The organism is Modestobacter sp. VKM Ac-2982 (assembly GCF_026967935.1).
Classification (GTDB): domain Bacteria; phylum Actinomycetota; class Actinomycetes; order Mycobacteriales; family Geodermatophilaceae; genus Modestobacter.
Genome location: NZ_JAPVBL010000002.1, coordinates 800,111 through 824,154, shown reverse-complemented (window position 1 = coordinate 824,154; position 24,044 = coordinate 800,111). Strand labels below are relative to the sequence as shown.

General features: G+C 76.1%; 23 protein-coding genes. 19 read left to right on the top strand and 4 right to left on the bottom strand.

Annotated features, from left to right (window positions below):
• Positions 1 to 456: 456 nt before the first annotated feature.
• Together O2W20_RS10715 and O2W20_RS10710 are read left to right on the top strand one after the other, a co-directional pair.
• On the top strand, positions 457 to 1,386 hold the full coding sequence (locus tag O2W20_RS10715) for a tetratricopeptide repeat protein (protein WP_269172642.1): 930 nt from the start codon (positions 457 to 459) through the stop codon (positions 1,384 to 1,386).
• 85 nt (positions 1,387 to 1,471) lie between these two features.
• On the top strand, positions 1,472 to 1,831 hold the full coding sequence (locus tag O2W20_RS10710) for a single-stranded DNA-binding protein (RefSeq protein WP_269172643.1): 360 nt from the start codon (positions 1,472 to 1,474) through the stop codon (positions 1,829 to 1,831).
• A gap of 35 nt (positions 1,832 to 1,866) precedes the next feature.
• On the opposite strand, the gene O2W20_RS10705 is transcribed toward O2W20_RS10710, so the two are convergent.
• The gene (locus O2W20_RS10705; protein ID WP_269172644.1) at positions 1,867 to 3,135 is read right to left on the bottom strand and encodes a DUF1015 domain-containing protein; all 1,269 of its coding nucleotides are present in this window, start codon (positions 3,133 to 3,135) and stop codon (positions 1,867 to 1,869) included.
• Positions 3,136 to 3,285: 150 nt separating this feature from the next.
• On the opposite strand from O2W20_RS10705, the gene O2W20_RS10700 reads away from it, so the two are divergent.
• Positions 3,286 to 3,687, top strand: a complete 402-nt coding sequence (locus tag O2W20_RS10700; RefSeq protein ID WP_269172645.1) for a tetratricopeptide repeat protein — start codon at positions 3,286 to 3,288, stop codon at positions 3,685 to 3,687.
• Positions 3,688 to 3,723: 36 nt separating this feature from the next.
• Entirely contained in the window at positions 3,724 to 4,833 is a 1,110-nt protein-coding gene (locus O2W20_RS10695) for an HAD-IIA family hydrolase (protein WP_269172646.1), read from the top strand.
• Positions 4,834 to 4,862: 29 nt separating this feature from the next.
• Here the strand turns inward: O2W20_RS10695 and O2W20_RS10690 are convergent, their stop codons facing one another.
• On the bottom strand, positions 4,863 to 5,201 hold the full coding sequence (locus O2W20_RS10690) for an alkyl sulfatase C-terminal domain-containing protein (RefSeq protein WP_269158619.1): 339 nt from the start codon (positions 5,199 to 5,201) through the stop codon (positions 4,863 to 4,865).
• 263 nt (positions 5,202 to 5,464) lie between these two features.
• Between O2W20_RS10690 and O2W20_RS10685 the strand changes: the two genes are divergently transcribed.
• The 4 genes from O2W20_RS10685 to recN are packed head-to-tail and all read left to right on the top strand — an operon-like array spanning position 5,465 to position 9,342.
• The gene (locus O2W20_RS10685) at positions 5,465 to 5,707 is read left to right on the top strand and encodes a hypothetical protein (RefSeq protein WP_269172647.1); all 243 of its coding nucleotides are present in this window, start codon (positions 5,465 to 5,467) and stop codon (positions 5,705 to 5,707) included.
• Positions 5,707 to 6,504 (top strand): TlyA family RNA methyltransferase, encoded by a 798-nt coding sequence (locus O2W20_RS10680; RefSeq protein ID WP_269172648.1) that lies wholly within the window; start codon positions 5,707 to 5,709, stop codon positions 6,502 to 6,504. Before O2W20_RS10685 ends, O2W20_RS10680 begins: the two co-directional genes overlap by 1 nt.
• Entirely contained in the window at positions 6,501 to 7,571 is a 1,071-nt protein-coding gene (locus O2W20_RS10675; RefSeq protein ID WP_269172649.1) for an NAD kinase, read from the top strand. The genes O2W20_RS10680 and O2W20_RS10675 overlap by 4 nt, the downstream gene beginning before the upstream one ends.
• On the top strand, positions 7,546 to 9,342 hold the full coding sequence (gene recN / locus O2W20_RS10670; RefSeq protein WP_269172650.1) for a DNA repair protein RecN: 1,797 nt from the start codon (positions 7,546 to 7,548) through the stop codon (positions 9,340 to 9,342). Before O2W20_RS10675 ends, recN begins: the two co-directional genes overlap by 26 nt.
• Before the next feature lie 65 nt (positions 9,343 to 9,407).
• Here recN and O2W20_RS10665 read toward each other — a convergent pair whose 3' ends face one another.
• Complete coding sequence (locus O2W20_RS10665) at positions 9,408 to 10,466, bottom strand: TetR/AcrR family transcriptional regulator (protein WP_269172651.1); 1,059 nt, start codon at positions 10,464 to 10,466, stop codon at positions 9,408 to 9,410.
• A 165-nt stretch (positions 10,467 to 10,631) separates the two neighbouring features.
• On the opposite strand from O2W20_RS10665, the gene steA reads away from it, so the two are divergent.
• Genes steA through O2W20_RS10620 form a run of 9 tightly spaced genes read left to right on the top strand, consistent with a single transcriptional unit; the run spans position 10,632 to position 21,610 of the window.
• The gene (steA, locus tag O2W20_RS10660; protein ID WP_269172652.1) at positions 10,632 to 11,816 is read left to right on the top strand and encodes a putative cytokinetic ring protein SteA; all 1,185 of its coding nucleotides are present in this window, start codon (positions 10,632 to 10,634) and stop codon (positions 11,814 to 11,816) included.
• Positions 11,813 to 12,766 carry a copper transporter gene (locus tag O2W20_RS10655; RefSeq protein WP_269172653.1) on the top strand — a complete coding sequence of 318 codons (954 nt, stop codon included), beginning with the start codon at positions 11,813 to 11,815 and terminating at the stop codon, positions 12,764 to 12,766. Before steA ends, O2W20_RS10655 begins: the two co-directional genes overlap by 4 nt.
• Entirely contained in the window at positions 12,763 to 13,623 is an 861-nt protein-coding gene (locus O2W20_RS10650) for a hypothetical protein (RefSeq protein ID WP_269172654.1), read from the top strand. Before O2W20_RS10655 ends, O2W20_RS10650 begins: the two co-directional genes overlap by 4 nt.
• Positions 13,624 to 13,669: 46 nt before the next feature.
• Positions 13,670 to 15,298, top strand: coding sequence for a murein biosynthesis integral membrane protein MurJ (gene murJ, locus O2W20_RS10645; RefSeq protein WP_269172655.1), 1,629 nt, complete (start codon positions 13,670 to 13,672; stop codon positions 15,296 to 15,298).
• Positions 15,295 to 16,443, top strand: a complete 1,149-nt coding sequence (locus tag O2W20_RS10640; RefSeq protein WP_269172656.1) for a glycosyltransferase family 4 protein — start codon at positions 15,295 to 15,297, stop codon at positions 16,441 to 16,443. Before murJ ends, O2W20_RS10640 begins: the two co-directional genes overlap by 4 nt.
• Positions 16,443 to 18,866 carry a hypothetical protein gene (locus O2W20_RS10635; RefSeq protein ID WP_269172657.1) on the top strand — a complete coding sequence of 808 codons (2,424 nt, stop codon included), beginning with the start codon at positions 16,443 to 16,445 and terminating at the stop codon, positions 18,864 to 18,866. The genes O2W20_RS10640 and O2W20_RS10635 overlap by 1 nt, the downstream gene beginning before the upstream one ends.
• On the top strand, positions 18,823 to 20,562 hold the full coding sequence (locus O2W20_RS10630) for a CTP synthase (RefSeq protein WP_269185497.1): 1,740 nt from the start codon (positions 18,823 to 18,825) through the stop codon (positions 20,560 to 20,562). The genes O2W20_RS10635 and O2W20_RS10630 overlap by 44 nt, the downstream gene beginning before the upstream one ends.
• Positions 20,562 to 21,146 carry an NUDIX domain-containing protein gene (locus O2W20_RS10625; RefSeq protein ID WP_269172659.1) on the top strand — a complete coding sequence of 195 codons (585 nt, stop codon included), beginning with the start codon at positions 20,562 to 20,564 and terminating at the stop codon, positions 21,144 to 21,146. Before O2W20_RS10630 ends, O2W20_RS10625 begins: the two co-directional genes overlap by 1 nt.
• A gap of 50 nt (positions 21,147 to 21,196) precedes the next feature.
• A complete protein-coding gene (locus O2W20_RS10620; RefSeq protein WP_269172660.1) occupies positions 21,197 to 21,610 on the top strand; it encodes a GlcG/HbpS family heme-binding protein in 414 nt (137 codons plus the stop codon).
• Here the strand turns inward: O2W20_RS10620 and O2W20_RS10615 are convergent.
• The gene (locus O2W20_RS10615) at positions 21,595 to 22,245 is read right to left on the bottom strand and encodes a hypothetical protein (protein WP_269172661.1); all 651 of its coding nucleotides are present in this window, start codon (positions 22,243 to 22,245) and stop codon (positions 21,595 to 21,597) included. The genes O2W20_RS10620 and O2W20_RS10615 overlap by 16 nt on opposite strands.
• 121 nt (positions 22,246 to 22,366) lie before the next feature.
• Here O2W20_RS10615 and O2W20_RS10610 point away from each other — a divergent pair, with 121 nt between their 5' ends.
• Positions 22,367 to 23,299 carry a helix-turn-helix domain-containing protein gene (locus O2W20_RS10610; protein ID WP_269172662.1) on the top strand — a complete coding sequence of 311 codons (933 nt, stop codon included), beginning with the start codon at positions 22,367 to 22,369 and terminating at the stop codon, positions 23,297 to 23,299.
• Complete coding sequence (locus tag O2W20_RS10605) at positions 23,296 to 23,862, top strand: dihydrofolate reductase family protein (RefSeq protein ID WP_269172663.1); 567 nt, start codon at positions 23,296 to 23,298, stop codon at positions 23,860 to 23,862. The genes O2W20_RS10610 and O2W20_RS10605 overlap by 4 nt, the downstream gene beginning before the upstream one ends.
• Positions 23,863 to 24,044 lie beyond the last annotated feature (182 nt).

The window sequence follows — 24,044 nt, the reverse complement described above, 5'->3', positions numbered from 1 at the left end:
CGTCCGCAGGGTGATCGTCCGGCGTGGCAGGACCGTCGTCCCAGTGGTGACCGTCCCCAGGGTGGTGGGCGTCCGCAGGGTGATCGTCCGGCGTGGCAGGACCGTCGTCCCAGTGGTGACCGTCCCCAGGGTGGTGGGCGTCCGCAAGGTGACCGTCCTTCCTGGCAGGACCGTCGCCCGAGTGGTGACCGTCCGCAGGGTGCCGGTCGTCCGCAGGGTGATCGTCCGCAGGGTGGTGGGCGTCCGCAGGGTGACCGTCCGGCGTGGCAGGACCGCCGGCCGGGTGCTGACCGTTCCCAGGAGGGCCGCCCCGCGGGGCAGGACCGGCGGCCTGACGCGGAGACCGAAGTACGTCGGCCCGCCGGGCCGGCTCTGCCGGAGTGGGTCGACCCCCGTGACCTCGACCAGTCAGTCCGGTCGGCGCTGCGCGGGCTCGACTCCCGCAACGCCGACACCGTGGCCCGGCACCTCGTCGCCGCGGGCGGACTGCTCGACGACGAGCCGGAGCTGGCACTCGAGCACGCCCGCGCGGCTCGCGACCGGGCGTCCCGGATCGCCGCCGTCCGCGAGGCCGTCGGCGTTGCCGCCTACCACGCAGGTGACTACGCCGAGGCCGCCCGTGAGCTGCGGGCCTACGCCCGGATGAGCGGGGACGACAGCTACCGCGCGGTTCTGGCCGACTGTGAGCGCGCCCTCGGCCGGCCGGAGAACGCCCTGCGGCTGGTCCAGGACGCGCTGAGCTCCGAGCCCGGCGAAGAGGAGCTCGTGGAGCTGCGACTCGTGGAGTCCGGGGCACGGCAGGACCTGGGAGAGACGGCAGCCGCTGCACTCGTGCTGGAGGCTGCGCTCGGCGGACGCCCGACCCCGGCCGCGCTGGGCAACCCGGACCTCGGCCAGCTCCGACTCGCCACCGCCTACGCCGAGCTGCTCGACGCCCGCGGTGAGGAGGAACTGGCCGGCGACTGGTTCGCCGCCATCGCCGCAGCCGACCCCGACGACCTCACCGGCGTCGCAGCCCTCTTCGCCGACGAGGACGATGAGGACGACGCCACCGGCGACCCGGCTGTCGACGGTCCGGCCGCCGATGACCGGGTCGTCGAGGAGCAGGTCGCTCAGGAGGAGGCCGTCGCGCAGCAGGACGGGGCGGCGGACCCGGCCGACGGCGACCACCCCGGTGCGGAGGACGCCGCCCAGCTCCCCACCGCCGAGATCGGCGGGGTGGAGTTCGCGGACGTCGACTTCGGCGACGTCTCGGCCGATGACATCGAGGCCGAGGTGGCCGAGCTCCTCGGCGAGACCCCGCCCCCCGTGGAGCGGGACCACACGCGCCTGTTCCAGGAGGCGCCGGGGCACGACGCCCCGGAGCAGGAGCCACCGACGGACTGAGCACCGTCGTCCACACCGGCCAGGTACGTCCACAGACCGTGGGCGCACCTGGCCGGTGTGCGTTCCGGGCCGCGAGGCTTCCTGCATGAGCCTCGCTGTCATCGACCGGAACGACGTCGTCCTGCGCGGTCGGCTGTCCGCCGCACCCGAGCTGCGCCCGCTGCCCAGCGGCGACACCCTGCTGGTGTTCAAGCTCGTCGTCCGCCGGGACAGCCCGCGGCCGCGGGGGCCGAAGTCCGACGTGATCACCTGCGTCAGCCTGCTGCCGGCCCTCCAGCGCTACGCGGCGGCCTGGACGACCGACGACGTGGTCGAGGTGGAGGGGGCGCTGCAGCGTCGGTTCTGGCGGACCCCGACCGGCACGGCGGTCGCCTACGAGGTCACCTGCCGGCGCGGCCGCAAGGTCGCCCGGGCAGCGCAACGGCCATCCGCCCAGTCGGGGTGAGCTGTTTTCGCTCGCCCGTCCGGGTCGGCCGGCGGTCAGTCCTCGTGCGGGCGCAGCACCAAGCCGGTGCGGGGCTTGGGCACGAAGAGCGTCGACTTGCGAGGCATCCGCGCCCCGGCCCGCGCGACCGCCGCGACATCGGCCGGCGAGGGTGAACGCAGCAGCAGGGCCACCCCGCCCCGCTCCTCGGCCATCCGCAGTGCCTCCTCGACGTCATGGGCGACCAGCACCGACGACGGGTCGTCCGGCCGCCCCCAGAGACCGGCCAGCAGCGCGGCGTGGGCGAGGACGACGTCCAGCCGGCGCCAGGCCGTGGGCGCCTCGACCGGCACGGCCGCCCGCATCGCCGGCGATGGTTCGGACAGTTCGGCGACCCGGTGCCCGTCGGTGAGCAGGAACGTGCCGTCTGCTCCGGTGTCCAGCCAGTCCGCGACCACTGCCCGGACGCCGCCGGACGGTGGGACGTCGCGGATCGTGAACCCGGCAGCCGCCGAGTCCAGCGCGGTCGACATCGAGAGGTCCGGCACCACCCGGTGGATGGCCCGGACGCGGAGCCCGCCGGCCCCCATCGGGGTGACCAGCGCCAGCACGCTGCCGTGCCCGGCCTGGCCGCGCTGGTGGTCGCGGGCGGCGGCGAAGCGGTGGTGTCCGTCGGCGATCACGGCGGCGGTCCCGGCCAGTGCGCGGGTCAGCCGGTCCAGGAGCGCTCGGTCGGTGACCCGCCACAGCCGGTGCACCACCCCGTCGGGATCGGCGACCTGGAGCGTGGGCGCGAGCTCCCCGGTCTGCCGGGTCAGCGCTGCCACCTCCGGGTCAGGGTCGTGCGCGAGGACGATCGGCTCCAGGTCGGTGTCGGTCGCTGCCAGCAGCGCGGCCCGACCGGCCACCGCCGGGGGGAAGGTGTCCTCGTGCGGGAGCACGGCCACCGACCCGGCAGCGGGCAGGGTCACCGCGCCCAGCCAGCCGACCGTGGGGTCGGTCCCCGGCGTGGTCATCTCGTACCGCCACAGCGCGGGGACCTGGTCGCGGACCAGCACGTCTGCGCCCAGCCAGGCCTGCAGCGTCTCCCCGGCGACGGCCGCGGACCGACGGTCGCGCTCGGCGCGGGGCACCTCTGGTCCCGGCAGCGGCTCGACGTCGGGCAGGATCAGGCGGACGATGTTGTGCGGATCGGCGGCGGCCAGGCGGTCCCGCCCTGCCGGGTTCACCAGGTCGTAGGCCGGTGAGCTCACCCGCGCCAGATGGTCGGCGTCGTGCTCTCGGTAGGTGAGGGCGCGGAACGGCCGGACGTCGAGGCCCGTCACGTCGGGAGGCGGGGCGTCCGCCGACGTCGTGGGCAGGGAGTCGTCGAGGGCACGGAGTCGATCGTAGGAGCGCCCTCACCGGGGACCGGAGGGGTGCCTGCCGACACGGCAGGGCGTGCAGCGCCGGGGAGGCGCGGGGGAGGAGCTGCGATGGTGGACCCGGGACAGCCGGACGGCGGCGTCTACGACTGGTATCAGCGAGGGCTGCACCTGCTGGGCGACGGCAACCCCGATGCGGCCGCGACCCTGCTCGTCCGCGCGCTGGCCGCCGAACCCGGTTCGCGGAGCGTCCGGGAGGCGCTCGCCCGGGCCCAGTACGACGCGGGCCGGTACCGCGAGGCGATCGAGAGCTTCGGCGCGCTGATCGCGGCCGACCCGGCGGACGACTACGCCCAGTTCGGCCTCGGGCTGGCAGCCAGCCGGGCCGGCGACCTGGAGCTCGCCGCCGAGCACCTCGCGCTGGCCGTGGCGATGCGTCCCGACCAGGGCCACTACGCCCGGGCCCTGCGCGGCGTCCGGGCCCGGCGGGGGATGGCGACGGAACTGCCCTGAGGATCGACTCCCGGGCCGCTGCGACAGGATGACGGCGTGAGCTCTGACGCTGGGTCCAGCCCGCGCACCACCGACGCCCGCCCGGTCCTGGCCGCAGGTACCGACACCCCACCCACCCGGGCCTACGACGTGGCCCTCCTCGACCTCGACGGGGTCGTCTACGTCGGCCCCGTCGCCGTGCCCGGAGTGCCCGCGGCCCTGGAGACCGCCCGGGAGGAGGGCATGCGGCTGGGCTTCGTCACCAACAACGCCGCGCGGACGCCGGAGCAGGTGGCCACCCACCTCACCGAACTCGGCATCCCGGCTGCGCCCGACGACGTCATCACCAGCTCGCAGGCCGCCGCCTCGGTCGTGGCCGGACTGGTCGGGCCGGGCGCCCGGGTGCTGCCGGTCGGCGGTCCTGGCGTCGCGGCCGCCCTGTCCGCAGCCGGTCTGACGGTGGTCGAGCGGGCGGAGGACGACCCGGCCGCCGTGGTTCAGGGCTACGGGCCGCAGGTCGGCTGGGCGCAGCTGGCCGAGGCGGTGGTGGCGGTGCGGCAGGGGGCCCGGCACGTCGCCACGAACACCGACGCGACGATCCCCTCACCGCACGGCGTGCTGCCCGGCAACGGAGCGCTGGTCGGCGTCGTCAGCGCGGTCACCGGGCAGCAGCCGCTGGTCACCGGCAAGCCCGACCCGGCCATGCACGCCGAGTGCGTCCGCCGGACCGGTGCCCGCCGGCCGCTGGTGGTCGGCGACCGGCTGGACACCGACATCGAGGGTGCCCGGCGGGCCGACGCGGCCAGCCTGCTCGTGTTCTCCGGGGTGGCCACTCCGGCCGACCTGCTCGCCGCCGGCCCGGTGCACCGGCCGGACCTCATCTCCGCCGATGCTGCCGGGCTGCTCGTCGCGCACCCGGCCGTGACCCCGGTCGAGGCCGCGGGGGCCTGGCGGTGCGGCGGCTGGGAGGCCGCCAGCGACGGGGAACAGCTCACGCTGCGCGCCACCGGGCCGGAGCGACCGGGGGCCGACGGGCTGGACGGTCTCCGTGCCCTCGCCGTCGCGCACTGGGCGCAGCACCCCGGAGACGGGCGGACGGCGGAGCCGCACGCCGGTGACGACGCGGCCGCCGAGGTCCTGGCCGGCTGGGGCCTGACCGGCGGGTGAGTGTCGGGCAGGCCAGCGGGACCGGCGGGTCAGAGGAGCGAGCGCAGCCGCAACATGTCGCGGAGACCTGCCTCGAGCTTGATCCGGCCCGACGCCCAGGCCGGCCCGAAGGACAACTGCCCCGACGTCAGGGCCAGCAGGTCGTCGCTGGTCATCGTCAGCCGGATGTCGGCCTTGGGCACCGACGGCCCGTCCGGCACGGCGGCCATGTCGTGCACCGAGCCGCGGGCCAGCCGGCCGGCGACCACGTGGTCGAGGTCGGTCAGCCGGCAGGAGACGCTGCGGTCCAGGTCCCGCGCGCCCTCCTTCGCGGCCAGTTTCCCGACGAAGTCGTCCAGGGCGATCATGCACTCGTCGAGCGTCGCCACGTGTGGTGCCTCCTCCAGCCGATGACCGGGCTCGTCCCGGCCGGTCGGTCGGAGCGGGACGCTACCGGCGATGGCGTCGCGCCGGCCGGGCGGTCCGCGGAGGCAGGCCGTGGCCGTGGGTCGGGGACGGGTCCACCGACTCCTCCGGTGCGCCGTCGCCGGTCGGTGGCGGCCGGTAGCCTGCCAGGTGGTCGCCGAGTCCTCGGCGCCCCGGGACCGGCAGCTGCCGGCTCCGGTGAAAACCGTCGGTGGAGGAGGAGCCCGTGAGCGTGCCCGGCCAGCCACGCCCGGTCCCGAGCCCTCCCGGCGGCGCGCGGCCCTGTCCGGTCCCTCCGGCCGGCCCCGACCCGGTCCCGGAGGCCACGGCGGGGTCGACGGCGCCCGGCGGCCCGGGAGCACCCCCCTTCGCCGACCTGGCCGGGCGGCCGGTGGCCGAGCACGTCGCGGTGTTCGAGGCCGAGCACGAGCGGCTGCAGCGCGAACTCTCCACCATCGACCAGCTCTGATGGCCCGCCGCAGCCGGCTCGACGCCGAGCTCGTGCGCCGCGGGCTGGCCCGTTCCCGCGAGGACGCCGTCGCCCTGATCGCCGAGGGGCGGGTCACCGTCGGGGGGCAGGCCGCCACCAAGCCGGCCACCGGCGTGGAGGCGGGCACCCCCGTCGTCGTCCGCACCGATCCCGACGAGCCCCGGTGGGTCTCCCGCGGGGCGCACAAGCTGATCGGTGCCCTCGACGCATTCGGTGTCCCCGTCGAGGGCCGGCGCGCCCTGGACGCCGGCGCCTCCACCGGCGGCTTCACCGAGGTGCTGCTGAGCCGCGGTGCCCGGGAGGTCGTCGCGGTCGACGTCGGGTACGGCGAGCTCGCCTGGTCCCTGCGCACCGACGAGCGGGTCGCCGTCCACGAGCGGACGAACGTCCGCGAGCTGACACCCGAGGCGGTCGGCGGCGTCACCGACCTGGTCGTGGCCGACCTGTCCTTCATCTCCCTGCGCCTGGTGCTGCCGGCGCTGACCGGCTGCGCCGGGCTCGACGCCGACCTGCTGCCGATGGTCAAGCCGCAGTTCGAGGTCGGCCGGCACCGGCTCGGCTCGGGCGGCGTCGTCCGCGACCCCGACCACCGCGCCGACGCGGTCGCCACCGTGGCGGCAGCCGCCGCCGAGCTCGGCTGGGGCACCGCGGGGGTGGTGGCCAGCCCGTTGCCCGGCCCGGCCGGCAACGTGGAGTTCTTCCTCTGGCTCCGCCGGGATGCACCCCCACCGGACCAGACAGACATCGCCCGAGCAGTTCAGGAAGGACCACAGTGACCGAGCCCCAGCCAGGCGCACCGGCGGGCACCCCCGACGAGGCCTGCCCGGCTCCTCGGCGGGTGCTGCTGGCCGTGCACACCGGACGCGCCGACATCGTCGGTCTCGCCCGGTCCGCCGCTGCCCGGCTCGCCGAGGCCGGCATCGTGGTCCGGCTGCTCGACGACGAGGCCGAGGCGATGGCCGTCCCCGGCGCGGAGGTCTGCCCCTTCGGGCCCGAGGCGGCCGAGGGCGTGGAGATCGTGCTCGTCTTCGGCGGTGACGGCACCTTCCTGCGCGCCGCCGAGCTGGCGCGCAGCACCGATGCGGCGATCACCGGGGTGAACCTCGGCCGGGTCGGCTTCCTGGCCGAGACCGAGCCCGAGGCGGTCGAGGAGATGATCGCCGCGGTGCAGCGCTGCGAGTACGACGTGGAGGAGCGGCTCACCCTGGAGGCGACCGTGCTGGACGCCGAGGGTCGGCCCACGGGCGAGGGCACCTGGGCGCTCAACGAGGTCTCGGTGGAAAAGGTCGAACGGGCCCGGGTACTCGACGTCGTCCTCGAGGTCGACGGGCACCCGCTGACCAGCTTCGGCTGCGACGGCATCCTCTGCGCGACGCCGACCGGGTCGACCGCCTACGCGTTCTCCGCCGGTGGCCCGGTGGTCTGGCCCGACGTGGAGGCGCTGCTGCTCGTGCCGACGAACGCCCACGCCCTGTTCGCCCGGCCGCTGGTCACCTCACCGACGTCGGTGCTGACCATCGCCGTCCCGCCCGACGGCACGCGGGCCCGGGTGTCCGCCGACGGCCGGCGGATCGTCGACGTGCCGGACGGCGGCCGCGTCGAGGTCCGGCGTTCCGAGCGGCCGGTGCGGATCGCCCGGATGAACCCGACCGCCTTCGGGGACCGGCTGGTCGCCAAGTTCGGGCTGCCGGTGCGCGGCTTCCGGGACGCCCGGTCACACGGCCCCGGCCACGAGGCGCCGAAGGGGCCCACCAACGTGCTCACCGGCGACGTCAACACCAGCGACGGCGTCCTGCGGACCCCGGAGGAGGTGGGCGGTGGCCACCCGGACGGCGAAGCGTGAGCGGTCGGCTCCGCAGCCGGGGCCCGCGCAGTCGAACAACGGCGCGCTGTCGGAACTGCACATCCACGGGCTGGGCTCCATCGACGACGTCACCCTGGAGCTCGGCCCCGGCCTGACCGTGGTCACCGGGGAGACCGGCGCCGGCAAGACGATGGTGGTGACCGGCCTGAGCCTGCTCTTCGGCGGGCGGGCGGACCAGGGGCGGATCCGCGCCGGGGTCCGGGCCGGCGTCGAGGGCCGGCTGGTGCTGCCGCCGGAGTCTCCGGTGTGGGCCCGCGCCGCCGACGCCGGCGCCGAGCCCGACGAGGACGGCAGCCTGATCCTGGCCCGCACGTTCAGCGCCGAAGGGCGCTCCCGGGCGCACCTGGGTGGCCGCAGCGTGCCGGTCGGCGTGGTCGCCGAGCTGGCCGAGGACGTGCTCGCGGTGCACGGGCAGACCGATCAGCTGCGGCTCACCCGCCCGGCCGAGCAGCGGCGGGCGCTGGACCGGTACGCGGGCGCGGCGCACCTTGCCCTGGTCGAGGAACACCGCACGGCCCACGCCACCTGGCGAGGGCTGGCCGACGACCTGGACCGCCGCCGCGGCCAGGCGCGGGAGCTGGCCCAGGCCGCCGACGTGCTGCAGCACGGCCTGGAGGAGATCGCCGCCCTCGCACCGGAGCCGGGTGAGGACGTCGACCTCGACACCTTGGCCAAGCGGCTCGGGGACGCCGACGCGCTGCGGGAGGTCGCCGACACCGCCCGGCTGGCCCTCGTCGGCGACGTCACCGGCGACCTCGGCGGGGACGGCGACCTCCCGCAGGACGCCACCAGCGCGCTGGCCACCGCGGAGCGGGCGCTGGCCTCCTCCGACGACCCGGCCCTGGTGCTGCTCGCCCAGGACCTCGCCGACGCGGTGGCCGTGGTCTCCGACGTCGGCGTGCAGCTGGCCAGCTACGTCGCCGACCTGGACGCCGACCCGGCGCGGCTGGCCGAGGTGCTGGACCGCCGCGCGGCGATCACCGCGCTGGTCCGCAAGTACGCCGACGCCGGGGAGGGGCTGACCGGGGTGCTGGCCTGGTCCGCCGACGCCGCGGACCGGTTGTCCCAGCTCGACGTCTCCGACGAGGCGCTGGCGACGCTGGAGGCCGAGCGGGACGCCGCCCGCGCAGAGCTGGCCGCCCTGTCCGCCCGGGTCACCGCGGGCCGCCAGGCCGCGGCGGAGGGCTTCGCCGCCGAGGTGGGGGAGGAGCTGGCCGGGCTGGCGATGAAGAACGCGCAGGTCTCCTTCCGGATCGACACCGACCCGGACCAGCCCGGCCCCGAGGGCGCCGACGAGGTCGTCCTGCTGCTGTCACCGCACCCGGGTGCCCCGGCCCGGCCGGTGCACAAGGGTGCCTCGGGCGGTGAGCTGTCCCGGGTCATGCTGGCCATCGAGGTGGTGTTCGCCGGCGCCGACCCGGTGCCGGTGATGGTCTTCGACGAGGTCGACGCGGGGGTGGGCGGTCAGGCCGCCGGCGAGATCGGCCGACGGCTGGCCCGGCTGGCCCGGGAGCACCAGGTCGTCGTCGTCACCCACCTGGCGCAGGTCGCCGCGTTCGCCGACACCCACCTGGTGGTGGACAAGTCACCGGACACCGCGCTGGGGGTCACCGCCACCGACATCCGGGCGGTGCGGGACGAGGACCGGGTCCGGGAACTGGCCCGGATGCTGTCCGGCCTGGCCGACAGCGACACCGGCCAGGCGCACGCCCGCGAGCTCCTCGCCGTGGCAGCCGAACGCGGCCGCTGACCTCCGGCCCCCTCGTAGGGCACCGCCGCGAGCCTGCGAGGGGTGGGGGGCGAGGGGGTCCTCTTTCAGGGGCGCTTGGCGTACCCGGCCAGGCCGAACTGCAGCAGCGCGAGCCCACGCCGGCCGCGGGCCCGCAGCTCGGCCACCAGCTCCTGACCCGACGCACCGGCCAGCACCCGGTCCCGGGCCAGTTCCAGCAGCGCCGAGTACAGCCCCATGACGGCGTTCGCGGCCAGCCACGGCTCGAGCTCCCCGGCGGAGGCGCGGGTCTCCAGGGTGATCTGCTCGGCCAGCGTGTCGGTCAGCGCACCGAGGATCTCCCGCTCCCGGGCCTGCAGCGTCCGGCTGGCGCGGATGACGCGGGCCATCTCCGCGACGCCCTCGGCTGCCGCGGGGGAGCCCAGCTGGCTCACCGCGGCGACGACGAAGCTGCCCGCCGCGGTGGCCGCGGACTCTCCGGCCGGGCGCCGGCGGACGGCGTCCAGCAGCGCGGCGCGCATCGGCGGGTCGGCCTCGAAGACCAGCCCCTCCTTGACCGGGAAGTGGTTGAAGACGGTCTTCTCCACGACGCCGGCGCGCTGGGCGATCTCCAGCACGCTGACGTGGTCGAAGCCGCGGGCGGCGAACAGCTCGGCCGCCGCATCGACGATGGCCTCGCGGGTGCGCAAACGCCGCTGCTCCCGCAGGTCGGGGCCCCGCCGTTCCCGGCGACGGGCCCGGCGGCCGGGGCCGGACGCATCCGCGGCGTCAGCTGCCTGCGGACCGGCTGCCTCCGAGGCCCGGTCGGCCGGGACCTCGGCCGTGGGCTCGGCCGGCAGACGTTCCGTCGTGTTCGGCTCCACCGCTGAGGTGGACGCCGCGCCGGTGGGCGCGCTGACAGGAGGTGCGGTGACAGGAGGCGCGGTGACAGGAGGCACCGTGACGGGGGTGGGCAGGACGGCGGCGGGCACCGGCGGCCGGGACGGCAAGGGCACCACCCGGGCGGACGGTGGCTCCGCGTCTCCGGCGGGTGCGCCCGCCGGCCCGCGGGCGACGGTGTTCGTGGGCTCGACGTCCGGCGCGGCGGCGTCGTCGGCGAGCAGGTCGGTCGCTGTACTCCGGCGCGCGGAGGCCCCTGCAGTCACAGCAGTCACGCTAGTGACGAGCCGGTCCCGTCCCGGGGCAGCGACGCGCGGTCATCAGCACGGCGAGTCGCCCCGTACCTGGTGTCGCTCACTCAACGTGACTGGTCGACCCCGCTCGCGCGTCGGGGGGCTGGGCACCTGTTGTCCCGTGGGACGATGGACGCCATGCGCATCGGCACCCTGCGGCGCGGACGGTCGTCGGACGCGGCTCCCGGCGTCAGCGGAACAGTCCGCGTCGACCGGCGGACCAAGAACCTGACCAAGCGGCTGCGGCCGGGCGAGATCGCCGTGATCGACCACCTGGACATCGACCGGGTGAGCGCCGACTCGCTCGTGGCCGGCAAGGTCGCGGCGGTCGTCAACGCCTCGCCGAGCATCTCTGGCCGGTACCCCAACCTGGGCCCCGGGATCCTCGTCGAGGCGGGCATCCCGCTGGTCGACGGCGTGGGCAAGGAGGTCCTCGCTCAGCTCAAGGAGGGCACCGAGGTCCGGCTGGAGGGCAACCGGCTGTACGCCGGCGAGACGGTCGTGGCCGAGGGCGTGGAGCAGACCCCGGAGACGATCGCCACGGCGATGGCGGAGGCGCGGGCCGGCCTCTCGGCGCAGTTGGAGGCCTTCGCCGCCAACACCATGGAGTACATGAAGCGCGAACGCGCGCTGCTGCTCGACGGGGTGGGCGTCCCCGACGTCACGACCCAGATCGAGGGCCGGCACGTGCTGGTCGTCGTCCGGGGGTACGACTACAAGGAGGACCTCCAGGCGCTGCGCCCCTACATCCGGGACTACCGCCCGGTGCTCATCGGCGTGGACGGCGGCGCCGACGCGCTCAAGGAGGCCGGCTACCAGCCGGACATGATCATCGGCGACATGGACTCGGTCAGCGACTCCGTGCTCCGGTGCGGCGCCGAGGTGGTCGTGCACGCCTACCCCGACGGCCGGGCTCCGGGTCTGCAGCGGGTCACCGACCTCGGCGTCGAGGCCATCACCTTCCCGGCGGCGGCCACCAGCGAGGACATCGCGATGCTGCTGGCCGACGAGAAGGGCGCCACGCTGATCGTCGCCGTCGGCACCCACGCCACGCTCGTGGAGTTCCTGGACAAGGGCCGCGGCGGCATGGCCTCGACCTTCCTCACCCGGCTGCGGCTGGGCGGGAAGCTCGTCGACGCCAAGGGGGTCAGCCGGCTGTACCGCAGCCGGATCTCCACCCTGGCCCTCGTCCTCCTCGTGCTCGCCGCCCTGCTGTCGATCACCGCCGCGCTCGCCGTGTCCACCGCCGGCCGCGTCTACCTCGACCTGCTCATCGACCAATGGGACAGCTTCGTGTTCTGGTTGGAGAACCTCTTCTCGTGATCGACTTCCGTTACCACCTGGTCTCCCTGATCGCGGTCTTCCTGGCCGTGGCCCTGGGGATCGTCATCGGCACCACCCAGCTGAACGGGCCGGTGCTGACGAACCTGCAGAACCAGGTGGCCGCCCTCCAGGAGGACAAGCGGATGCTGGAGGACGAGACCCAGCAGCTGCAGGTCGCCCTGGACCAGGTCGGCGGCTTCGAGGAGGCCGTCGGGCCCAGCCTGGTCGCCGGCACGTTGATCGACCGCAGCGTGCTGCTGGTCATCGGCAGCGACGAGGTCCCGGCCGAGGTGGTCGAGGGGGTCACCGGACTGCTGGCCGACGCCGGGGCCACCGTCACCGGTGCCGTGCGGCTCCCGGAGGGGTTCGGCGACCCGGCCAACGAGGCCGGCCTGCGCAGCTACCTGACCGGCCCGGGGCTGCCGCCGGGGACCACCCCGGCGGAGACCGACGACACCGGCGAGCTCCTGGCCGATGTGCTGGCCGACGTGCTCATGGTCCCCGGCCAGGGCAGCGAGGACGCGGGCCTCGTCCCCGATCCCGCGGCGACCGCCTCGGTGCTGGCTGGGCTGGAGGAGCTCGAGGTGCTCAGCCGGGACACGTCCTCCGTGGCCGCCGCCGACTTCGCCGTGCTGCTGACCGCGGGCACCGCCACCGGTGACGACGCCGAGGAGCGCACCACCGCCCTGGTCCAGCTGGCCACCGCCCTGGACGCCCGCGGTTCCGGTGCCGTGGTCGCCGGCGACCTCGCCGCGGTGGAGGACGGCGGTCTGGTCGGTGCGGTCCGTGCCGACCGCCCGCTCTCCGACGGCCTGTCGACCATCGACAACGTGGACACCCCCGCCGGCCGGATCAGCGCCGTGCTCGCGCTCGTCGCCGAGTCGACGGACAACTCCGGCCAGTACGGGATCGGGGAGGGCACCCAGCCGGTGCCCACGCCCGTCTCGTGAGCAGCTCCCGTCTCGTGAGCGGCGCTGCCACTCGGCGCACGGCGGTGGCCGCCGGGGCCGCCGTGGCCGCGCGCGCGGGGCTGGCCGCTGCGGGTGCGCTGACGGGCCGGCCGGCCGGGGCACCGTGGCGGCGCACCAACTACGCCGGGCGCCCGGTGACCCTGCTGGGTGGCCCGGTGCTGGCCGCCGCCGCGACCGGGTCGGCGGTGCTCGGCGCCCCCGCGGGTCAGCGGGCGGCAGCCGCCGTCGTCGGTGCCGTCGCCGGGGTGGTCGGCGGCTACGACGACCTGGCCGGCGCCCGGCCGGAGCAGGCCCGGGACAAGGGCCTGGCCGGTCACCTCGCCGCGCTCCGCGCGGGACGGGTGTCGGCAGGGGCGGTCAAGGTCGCCGGCATCGGTGCGGCCGCGGCGGTCGCCGCCGTGCTGACCCGCCGGGGGACCGGGGCCGTCGCCGTCGTCGACGGCGTGCTGACCACCGGCCTGGTCGCCGGGACGGCGAACCTGGTCAACCTGCTGGACCTGCGTCCCGGCCGGGCCGCGAAGGTCGCCGTGCTGCTGTCCGCGGCCACCGTGGGCGGCCCCGCCGGTGGGCTGGTCGCCGGCCCGCTGGGCGCCGGGCTGGCCGTGCTGCCCGCAGACCTCGGCGAGCGGGTCATGCTCGGCGACTGCGGGGCCAACGCCGTCGGCGCGCTGCTCGGCCTGCGGCTGGCCGCGCTGGAGGGCCGGGGCACCCGCGCCGGCCTGCTCGGGGTGGTCACCGCGCTCACCCTGGCCAGCGAGAAGGTCAGCTTCACCCGGGTCATCGAGTCGACCCCCGGCCTGCGGGAGCTCGACCGGCTCGGCCGCCGCCGCGCGTGACCGCCGTGTGGCACCCCGGGGGGCGCCCTCCCGGGCGAGCCCGGCGATGACCAGCACCACCCGCCGCCGGGCCGTGCGGGGCGTGGCCGGGGCGGCGCTGCTGATCTCGGTGCTCACCCTGCTGGCGCGGCTGGCCGGCTTCGGGCGCACCGTCGTCTTCACCAACGCCGTCGGTGCCGACAGCACCGCGGACACCTACGTCGCGGCCAACAACGTGCCGAACATCGTCTTCGAGGTGGTCGCCGGCGGCGCGCTGGCCAGCCTCGTCGTCCCGATGCTCGCCGGTGGGATCGCCGCCGGGGACCGGGAGCAGGTGCGCCGCACCGCCAACGCCCTGCTGGGCTGGTCACTGCTGGTGCTGGTGCCGCTGGCCGGGCTGCTCGCGCTGTTCGCCCGGCCGATCGCCGAGGCGCTGCTCGGGGGCGATGCGGCGGAGGTCGAGCTGGCCGCCCGCTTCCTGCTCGTCTTCGCCCCGCAGGTGGTGCTCTACGGCATCGCCGTGGTGCTGACCGGCGTGCTCCAGGCGCACCGCCGCTTCGCGGGGCCCGCGCTGGCGCCGCTGCTGTCCACCCTGGTGGTGGCGTCGGCCTACCTGCTGTTCGCCGGCCTCGACGGCAGCCGCACGGTGGGCGGGCTGTCCACCACCGCCGAGTTGGTGCTCGGGGTGGGGACGACGCTGGGCGTCCTCGCGCTCGCGGCGTCCCTGCTGGTGCCGCTGCGCGGGCTGCGGCTGGGGCTGCGGCCCGCGCTCCGCTTCCCCGTCGGGGCGGCCCCCCGGGTGCGCCGGCTGGCCCTGGCCGGGGTGCTCACCCTCGCCGGACAGCAGCTGGTCGCCCTGGTCGCGATCCGGCTCGCCGCCGCGGGGCCCGACGGCACCCAGGTCGCCTACTTCGCCGGGATGACCGTCTTCCTGCTGCCCTGGGCCGCCCTCGCCGTCCCGCTGGCCACCTCGGTCTACCCGGGCCTCACCGAGCGGGCCGCCGTCGGGGACGAGGAGGGGTACCGCCGGGCGCTGGCCCCGGCCGTCGTCCTCACCCTGGTGACCAGCGCGGTGGCGGCGGCCGGGCTGGTGGCGGTCTCCGGTCCGATGGCCCGGGTGTTCCTGGCCGCCCCGGAGAACGCCGGGGCGGCGGACGCGCTCCAGTCGACGATCGCCGCCTTCGCTCCCGGCCTGGTGGGGTACGGGCTGGTCGCGCTGCTGTCGCGTGCCCTGTACGCCCGGGGGACGTGGCGCTCGCCGACGGTCTGCGTCGTCGGCGGCTGGCTGGTCGCCGTCGCCGCGGACCTGGTGCTGGCCGCGCTGCTGCCACCGGCCGACCGCGCGCTCGCGCTGGCCGCCGGGCACAGCATCGGGGTCACCGTGGCCGGGGCCGCGCTGCTGGTCGTGGTGGCCCGGGAGGCCGGTGCCGGCGCCCTGGCCGGCGCGGCCCGCACCGGTGGTCCGGCGGTGCTGGCCGGCGGACTGGCCGGCGCCGCCGGCCTGCTCACCGCCCGGGGTCTGGGTGCCGACCCGGTGCCCGGGGACGGCGTCCTCGCCGCGGTCGGCATCGGGCTGGCGGCCGGTGGGGTCGTGCTCCTGGTCGCGGCAGCGGTCATGATGGGGACCTCCCGGCGGCCGTTGACCGCGGCCGTGCAGGGCCTGCGGGGGGCCGGGGCGTCAGGAGGGGACCGATGAGCGAGCAGCCTCCACTGACCGGCCGGCGGATCGCCGAGGTGCTGGCCACCAGCACCGGTGGCGTCGGCACGCACCTGCGCTCGGTGCTGTCCGCCCTGGCCAGCTCCGGTGCGGCCGTGCGGGTCTGTGGCCCCCGGGCGACCGAGGAGCTGTTCGGCTTCACCGGCACCGGCGCGGACTTCCGCCCGGTGGGCATCTCCGCGGGTCTGGACCCGGTGGCCGACCTGCGCGCCGTCCTCGCCCTGCGCCGGGCCACCGCGGGGGCGGACCTGGTCCACGCCCACGGGCTGCGGGCCGGGCTGGTCGCCGCGGCGGCGCGTGCGCTGGCCGGGCGGCGTCGTCGGCCGCTGGTGCTGACGCTGCACAACGCACTGCCCGAGGGCGGCGGGCTCCGCCGCCGCGTGCTGCAGGCCGCCGAGCGGGCCACCGTCCGCGGCGCCGACGTGGTCCTGGCCGCCTCCGGGGACCTGGCCGACAACGCCCGCCGGCTCGGCGCCCGGGACGTGCGGGTCGCCCCGGTGTCCGCGCCGCCGCTGGGCCCCGCCCGGCGGGACCGCCGGGAGGTGCGCCGCGGACTCGGGCTGGACGACGACCGCCGGCCGCTGATCGTGGCGATCGGGCGGCTGCACCCGCAGAAGGGGTACGACCTGCTGCTGGACGCCGTCACCCGGTGGTCGGCGGACCCGCGGCTGCGTCCGGAGCCGCTGGTGGTCATCGCCGGGGACGGTCCGCTGGCCGACGAGCTCTCCCGGCGGATCGCCGCCGAGGGGCTGCCGGTGACCCTGCTGGGCCGGCGCACCGACGTCGCGGACCTGCTGGGCGCCGCGGACGCGTGCGTGCTGCCCTCGGTCTGGGAGGCGCGCTCGCTGACCGCCCAGGAGGCGCTGCGGGCCGGGACGCCGCTGGTCGCCACCGCCGTGGGCGGCATCCCGGAGCTGGTCGGGGACGCGGCGGAGCTGGTGCCCGCGGGGGACGCGGCGGCGCTGGCCGAGACCGTCGTCCGGGTGCTCACCGACCCGGCCGAGATCGCCCGGCTGGGAGCGGCCGGCCCGCGCCAGGCGGCCACCTGGCCCGACGAGGCGGCGACCGCGGCCGCCCTGGTCGACCTCTACCGGGAGCTGCTCGGACCCCCCGGGGAGCGGTGATGAGCGGACCGGGTGCCTTCCTGCGCCTGTTCTCGGCCGCGCTGGTCGTGCTCGCCCTGCTCGGCGGGCTGCTGGTGGGCACCGCCGGCCCCGCGGCGGCCGCGTCGGCGGAGCCGTGGTCGGCCACCCGGGTGGTGGACGTCGGGGTCGCCGGCCTGACCTGGTCGGACCTGGACCCCGAGCGCACCCCCGAGCTCTGGGCACTGGCCGAGGAGTCGGCCATCGGCGCGCTGTCGGTGCGGGCCGCCCGCCCCACCACCTGCCTGCTGGACGGCTGGGCCACGCTCGGGGCGGGCAACCGGGCCCGCTACCCCGGCCCGGTCGAACCGGTCCCGCCGGTGTCCCTGCCCAGCGTCCCGATCCCGGACGAGGACGTCGCGGTCCCAGACGGCGCCGGAGCCGAGGAGGGCCCGGCCGCGGTGCAGCTGGACACCCGGCTGTCCTGGTGCGGCCTGGAGGAGCAGGTCGCCGACGTCGGCCTCGCCGAGCCGCAGCAGACCGTCGCGCGGGTGGCCGCAGACGAGGCCACCGCCCGGTTCGGCGCCGAGCCCGGTGCGCTCGGAGAGGCGGTGGGGTGCAGCACGGTCGTCGGCCGCGCCGGTTCGCTGGCCGTGGCGGGGGAGACGGCTGACTTCACCGTCCGCGACCGGCTGCCGACCGAGCCGGCCGAGCTCGCCGCGCTGCTGGCCGAGTGCCCGCTGACCGTCGTCTCGCTGGACCAGCTCACCGATGCCGGCGCGCCGGCCGTCGAGGAGACCGACACCGGGACCCAGCCCTCCCGCCGCGAGGCGGCACTGGCGGTCATCGACCAGGCCATCGGCCGGCTGCGCGACGCGGTGGCCGAGCTCCCCGGGGACACGCTCCTCCTGCTCCAAGGGGTCTCGGAGGTCAACGGCGGCCGGCCGCAGCTGCACGTGGGCCTGGCCAGCGGGCCCGGCGTGCCGCCGAGCTGGCTGACCAGCGCCAGCACCGGCCGGGTGCCCTTCGTGCAGCTGATCGACGTCGCGCCCACGATCCTGCGGGCGCTGGACCTGGATCCGGTCGCCTCCATGAACGGGCAGCCCTTCCGGGTGGCCGGCGACCGCCCGGACCTGGCGACCGCGATCGCCGAGCTGGAGCAGATCAACACCAGCGCCGTCGTGCACTACCGCAGCACCAGCACGACCTTCTGGGCGCTGGTCCTGCTCAACGGCGTGCTGGTCGTGCTCGGGCTGCTCGGCCTCGGCGGCTGGGCGTCCGGCTGGCTGCCCGGTCGGGGGCGGGTGCACGGCTGGCTCCAGCGGCGCACCCCGGGACCGCGGCGGACGGCGGCGCTGCGGGTCGCCGCGCTCGCCGTCGCCGCCGTCCCGATCTCCACCTACCTGGCCAACCTGGTGCCCTGGGAGCTGAGCTCGGCGCCCCGGGCGGCGCTGGCCGGTTCGGTGCTCGGCTGCACCCTCGTGGTGACCGCCGTCGCCGCGCTGGGGCCGTGGCGGCGGACCCGGCTGGGCCCGGCGATCGCCGTCCTGGCCATCACGCTGGCCACCCTGGTGGCGGACGTGCTCACCGGCTCCCACCTCGAGCTCGACGGACTGCTCGGCTACGACGCCATCGTGGCGGGCCGCTTCACCGGGTACGGCAACCTCAGCTTCGGGCTGCTGGCGGTCAGCTCCCTGCTGCTCACCGCAGCGGCGGCTGCGCTGGTGGCCCGCCGGGTGCGGGCGCCCGGCCGCCGGCACTGGCTGCTGCCGGTGCTGGTGGCCGGGGTGGGCACCGTGGTGGTGATCGGCGCACCGTCGCTGGGCCGGGACTTCGGGGGAGTGCTGGCCGCCGTCCCCGGGTTCCTGGTGCTGGGCATGCTGCTGGGCCGGATCCGGGTCACCGTCGTCCGGCTCGTGGCGGTGCTCGCCGTCGCCGTGCTGGCCGTCGGCACGGTCGCGGTGTTCGACTGGCTCGGCCCGGCCGAGGAGCGCAGCCACCTGGGCCGCTTCGTCGGACAGGTCCTGGACGGCCAGGCCTGGACGGTGGTGAGCCGCAAGGCCCAGGCCAACCTCAACATCCTGCTGGGCAGCCCGCTGGCCTGGATGCTGCTGGTCGCGCTGGTCGCCGGGGTCTGGCTGCTGCGCCCCGGGGGGCTGCTGCGCAGCCGCCCCGGCCGGCCGGCCGCCGGGCTGCCCGCCGCCGACGTGCGGGTGCTGCGGGCCGGGCTCACCGCGGTCGCGCTGAGCCTGACCCTGGGCGCCCTGGTCAACGACAGCGGCGTCGCCCTCCCGGCGACCGCCGCCACCGTCCTGGTGCCCCTGCTCGTCTGGCTGGTCGCCGGTGCACCGGGCGATGAGGAGGCCGGGCGGCCGTCCCCGGACCAGGCACCGGCCTCGGCGCCGGAGGCCCCCGAGACCCGTGTTAACGTGGGCGTCCGTGGGTCGACTGGCAGAACCTCGTGACCGCGGACCTCTTCTCCCCAACTCCCAGCCGACGAAGTTCGTCTTCGTCACCGGCGGCGTCGTGTCGTCACTGGGCAAGGGACTGACAGCAAGTTCTCTGGGGGCGTTGCTCTCCAGCCGTGGCCTGCGGGTCACGATGCAGAAGCTGGACCCGTACCTCAACGTGGACCCGGGGACGATGAACCCCTTCCAGCACGGCGAGGTGTTCGTCACCGAGGACGGCGCCGAGACCGACCTGGACATCGGGCACTACGAGCGGTTCCTGGACACCGACCTCACCGGCCGGGCCAACGTGACCACCGGCCAGGTGTACTCCGACGTGATCGCCAAGGAGCGGCGCGGGGAGTACCTGGGCGACACGGTGCAGGTGATCCCGCACATCACCAACGAGATCAAGGCGCGGATCATGGCCGTGGCCGACGGTCCCGAGCGCGTCGACGTGGTCATCACCGAGGTCGGCGGCACGGTGGGCGACATCGAGTCGCTGCCGTTCCTGGAGGCCGCCCGCCAGGTTCGGCACGAGATCGGCCGGGACAACTGCTTCTTCCTGCACATCTCGCTGATCCCCTTCATCGCGCCCTCCGGTGAGCTGAAGACCAAGCCGACCCAGCACTCGGTCGCCGCGCTGCGCAGCATCGGCATCCAGCCCGACGCCCTGGTCTGCCGCTCGGACCGGGAGATCAGCGAGGGCCTCAAGCGCAAGATCAGCCTGATGTGCGACACCGAGGCGGAGGGGGTCATCTCCTGCCCCGACGCCCCGTCGATCTACGACATCCCCAAGGTGCTGCACCGCGAGGGCCTGGACGCCTTCGTCGTCCGCCGGCTCGGGCTGCCGTTCCGGGACGTCGACTGGACGGTGTGGGGCGACCTGCTGGACCGGGTCCACGACCCGAAGCAGACCGTCACCGTCGCGCTGGTCGGCAAGTACATCGACCTGCCCGACGCCTACCTCTCGGTCACCGAGGCCCTGCGGGCCGGTGGCTTCGCGCACCGCTCGCGGGTGCAGATCCGCTGGGTGCCCTCCGACGACTGCGAGACCCCCGAGGGCGCGGCGGCCGCGCTGGCCGGCGTGGACGGCGTCTGCATCCCCGGTGGGTTCGGGGTGCGCGGCATCGAGGGCAAGCTGGGCGCGATCCGGCACACCCGGGTCAACGGCATCCCGACCCTGGGCCTGTGCCTGGGCCTGCAGTGCATGGTCATCGAGGTGGCCCGGGACCTGGCCGGGATCACCGGCGCCAACTCCACCGAGTTCGACCCGGAGACGCCCGACGCGGTCATCTCCACCATGGCCACCCAGCTCGACGTGGTGGCCGGCCGGGGCGACATGGGCGGCACGATGCGGCTGGGCAGCTACCCGGCCGTGCTGCAGAAGGGCTCGGTCGTCGCCGCGGCCTATGGCTCGGGTGAGATCACCGAGCGGCACCGGCACCGCTACGAGGTGGCCAACGCCTACCGGGACCAGCTGACCGAGGCCGGGCTGGTCTTCTCCGGCACCTCGCCCGACGGCACGCTGGTGGAGTTCGCCGAGCTGCCCGCCGACGTCCACCCGTTCTTCGTCGGCACCCAGGCGCACCCGGAGCTGAAGAGCCGGCCCACCCGGCCGCACCCGCTGTTCGCCGCCTTCGTGCAGGCCGCCGCCGGTTACCAGGACGCCGCCCGGCTGCCGGTGCCCGAGGGCGAGCAGGTCGGGATCTGATGGCGCACTCCTACGAGGTGCTGGCCTCCGAGGAGCTCTACGCCGGCCGGATCATCTCGCTGCGCAAGGACACCGTGGCGATGCCCGGCGGTGGGGAGAGCGGCCGCGAGGTCGTGCACCACCCCGGCGCGGTCGGCATCGTGGCCCTGGACGACCAGGACCGGGTGGTGATGCTGCGCCAGTACCGGCACCCGGTCGGGGAGCACCTCTGGGAGGTGCCGGCCGGGCTGCGTGACGTCGACGGGGAGCCGCCGGTGGAGACCGCGCGCCGCGAGCTGGCCGAGGAGGTGCAGCTGTCGGCCGAGCGCTGGTCGCTGCTGACCACCCAGCACCCGTCGCCCGGCTTCTGCGACGAGCTCGTGGTGCTCTACCTGGCCGAGGGGCTCAGCGACGTCGCCCGCCCCGACGGCTTCACCGTCGAGCACGAGGAGCTGGACATGACGGTGGAGCGGGTGCCGCTGGCCGAGGCCGTCCAGTGGGTGTTCGACGGGAAGATCCGCAACTCCCTCGCCGTCATCGGGGTGCTGGCCGCCGCGCAGGTCCGGGCCACCACGCCGCAGCTCCGCCCGCTCGACGCGGTGTGACGGGTGGGTCCGGGTTGCCCCCGGACCCACCCGCGGGCGAAGGTGGCCCGGTGCTGACACATGACCAGGCCCTGACCCTGCTCCAGGCCGCGCGGGAGGAGTCGACCAAGCTCGGCGTCCCGATGTCCTTCGCCGTGATGGACCCCAGCGGCCACCTCGTCGCCTTCGTCCGGATGGACGGCGCGCCGTGGATCTCCGCCGACGTCGCCCAGGGCAAGGCGTGGACGGCGGCCGCCTACGGCGCTCCGAGTGCGGCGCAGAAGGCGAAGATGGAGCCGATGCCCAACTTCGCCTCGGCGATCACCACCATGACCAACGGGAAGTTCACCCCGCAGACCGGCGCCGTGCCGGTGCACTCCGACGGCACGCTGGTCGGCGCCCTGGGCGCCAGCGGCGGCACCGGCCAGCAGGACGAGGACGTCTGCGCCGCCGCCGTCGCGGCCTGCGGCTACTCCCTCAGCTGATCTCCGCCGGCTGAGGGGCGTGCGGGCGGGCGGAGCCCGAGCCGCTCCAGCTCGAGCCCGGCCAGCGCGTGCAGCGCGGCCGGGTCGCCCGCCCGCCAGCCGGCTCCGGTGCCGGCCGGCAGGCGGGCCAGCCGGGGCAGCGGCGCGGTGGCCATCGCCCGGGCGGCCAGCAGCTCGAGGTCCGGCGCCCGGTCCGGCCCGCCGCCCAGCAACCCGTCGGTCGCCCGGGCCTCCCGCAGCCAGCCCAGCCGCCAGGGCAGCCAGCGCAGCAGCAGCCAGCCGACCGGGAGCAGCACCAGGACGACGGCGAGCACCGTGGCCAGGGTGTGCACGGCGTCCGAGGCGCCCTGGCCGGCACCGGTCACCGACTGCCCGGCGTCGCTCAGCGCAGCGAACGGGGCCGCGAGCTCGTCGCCGACCACGGGCATCCCGTCGGCCGCGCCGGCCGCCGTCCCCATCGAGTCCGAGATCGACCGGCCGAGGTCGGCCACCGCCAGGCCCGGCTCGGCCAGCACCAGCACCGCCCCGTGCACGGACCGGGCGACCAGCACCCACAGCACCGCCCACGCCACCAGCCCCAGGTCGGCGGCGAGCTGCCGGGTGCGGTGGTCGCGGTGGTCGGCGTACAGGCGCATCGGGCAGCTCCGGGTCGTCGCGGCGCGGGGGTCCCCGGGATGGTGCGTCACCGCGGCCGGGACGGCGATCCGAGCAAGAACGGTCGGGCGCCGTCGCCGCGGTGACGGCCAGACTCCTCCCATGACGTCGGACCAGGCCCCCGCCGGGCGCGACCGGCTGCGCGAGCTGCTGGACGCCGTGCTCGACGAGGACAACCGCACGCTCACCGAGATGGCCGGGGACGCGTTCGCCTCGCCCTGGCACTTCACCCGGCAGGTGACCCGCGGCGCGGGGGAGTCGCCGGTGGCGCTGCGCCGCCGGGTGGAGCTGGAGCGCGCAGCTTGGCAGCTGGCCGGCGGGGCGAGCGTGACCGAGGTGGCGTTCGCCGCCGGGTACGAGTCGGTGGAGGGGTTCAGCCGAGCCTTCCGGCGCGCCTACGGCCGGACTCCGGGTCAGCCGTGCGCTGCGCACACCCGGGACGGTCACTGGCTGCCCGCCCCCAACGGCGTCCACTTCCACCCGCCCACCTCGCTGTGGGTGACCGGCGAGCAGGGGCCCCGCGGGGGCGACGAGGTCACCGCCCTGCTGGTGCACCACGCCCTGGAGGACACCCGCGCGCTGCTCGACCTGGCGAGGGGCCTGCCCGAGGAGGAGTACCGGCGGCCCCGGGTGCCGGGCCTGGAGGTGCTGCCCTGGGACGGCCCGGAGGAGTCGCTGGCCGCGGTGCTGGACCACCTGGTCTGGACGACGGACGTGTGGCTGGCCTCGGTCAAGGGCGCCGACCACCCCGACCGCGCCGCGGACGACCCGGTCGCCCTGCTGGCCCGGCACGACGAGGCCGCGCCGCGGTGGCTGGCCTTCGTGCGCGACGTCTCCCGGCGGGGCGCCTGGGGTGACCGGCTCGTCGACGCCCTGTGCGACCCGCCGGAGACCTTCGTGCTCGGCAGCGTGGTCGCCCACGTGCTCACCTTCGGCGCCCACCGGCGGCAGCTGGCCCGGCACTGGTTCCGCGCGGCGGGCGTCGGGGTGGACGCCGGCGACCCGATCGACTGGCTGACCAGGAGGAGCTCATGACCCGCACCGTCTACTACACCGCCACCTCGCTGGACGGCTTCATCGCCACCGTCGACCACTCGCTGGACTGGCTGCTCAGCCGGGAGAACGACGCCGGCGGGCCGATGGGCTACGACGGCTTCATCCCCGGGATCGGCGCGCTGGCCATGGGCGCGACGACCTACCTGTGGGTCCGCGAGCACGACCCCGACTGGCTGCCGGAGAAGCCCGCCTGGGTGTTCACCCACCGCGACCTCACGGCACCGCCGGGCGCCGACCTCCGGTTCACCGCCGAGGACCCGGCCCGGGTGCACGCGGCGATGGTCGAGGCTGCGGCCGGGCGGGACGTCTGGGTCGTCGGCGGCGGGGACCTGGCCGGCCAGTTCGCCGACCGCGGGCTGCTGGACGAGGTGGTGGTCGCCATCGCCCCGGTGACCCTGGGCGGCGGAGCGCCGTTGCTGCCGCGCCGGGTCGAGCTGGTGGTCCGGGAGAGCGCCCGCAACGGCGAGTTCGTCTGCGTGCGCCACGACGTCGTCCGGCCGGCCGATGCGGGGCCGGCCGTCGGGACGCCGTCCCCGAGCTGATCCTCGCCCAGCGGACGGAGTGCGACGCCCGGGCCGACAGATCCGGCGACCGGCCCGACGTGTCCGTTGCCACACCCGGGACGCCGTCCGTGCCTACACTCCGCGCGAGGCGCGCCCGGACCGGGCCGCCCAGACGCGGTGGCACCACCGACATCCCGGTGGTCGGCTGCCGAGACCGGGAG

Coding starts and splice junctions, on each gene's coding strand:
- steA (WP_269172652.1), top strand. CDS start 10,632: ATGCGCATCGGCACCCTGCGGCGCGGACGGTCGTCGGACGCGGCTCCC.
- O2W20_RS10680 (WP_269172648.1), top strand. CDS start 5,707: ATGGCCCGCCGCAGCCGGCTCGACGCCGAGCTCGTGCGCCGCGGGCTG.
- O2W20_RS10610 (WP_269172662.1), top strand. CDS start 22,367: ATGACGTCGGACCAGGCCCCCGCCGGGCGCGACCGGCTGCGCGAGCTG.
- O2W20_RS10640 (WP_269172656.1), top strand. CDS start 15,295: ATGAGCGAGCAGCCTCCACTGACCGGCCGGCGGATCGCCGAGGTGCTG.
- O2W20_RS10625 (WP_269172659.1), top strand. CDS start 20,562: ATGGCGCACTCCTACGAGGTGCTGGCCTCCGAGGAGCTCTACGCCGGC.
- O2W20_RS10615 (WP_269172661.1), bottom strand. CDS start 22,245: ATGCGCCTGTACGCCGACCACCGCGACCACCGCACCCGGCAGCTCGCC.
- O2W20_RS10700 (WP_269172645.1), top strand. CDS start 3,286: ATGGTGGACCCGGGACAGCCGGACGGCGGCGTCTACGACTGGTATCAG.
- O2W20_RS10605 (WP_269172663.1), top strand. CDS start 23,296: ATGACCCGCACCGTCTACTACACCGCCACCTCGCTGGACGGCTTCATC.
- O2W20_RS10635 (WP_269172657.1), top strand. CDS start 16,443: ATGAGCGGACCGGGTGCCTTCCTGCGCCTGTTCTCGGCCGCGCTGGTC.
- murJ (WP_269172655.1), top strand. CDS start 13,670: ATGACCAGCACCACCCGCCGCCGGGCCGTGCGGGGCGTGGCCGGGGCG.
- O2W20_RS10710 (WP_269172643.1), top strand. CDS start 1,472: ATGAGCCTCGCTGTCATCGACCGGAACGACGTCGTCCTGCGCGGTCGG.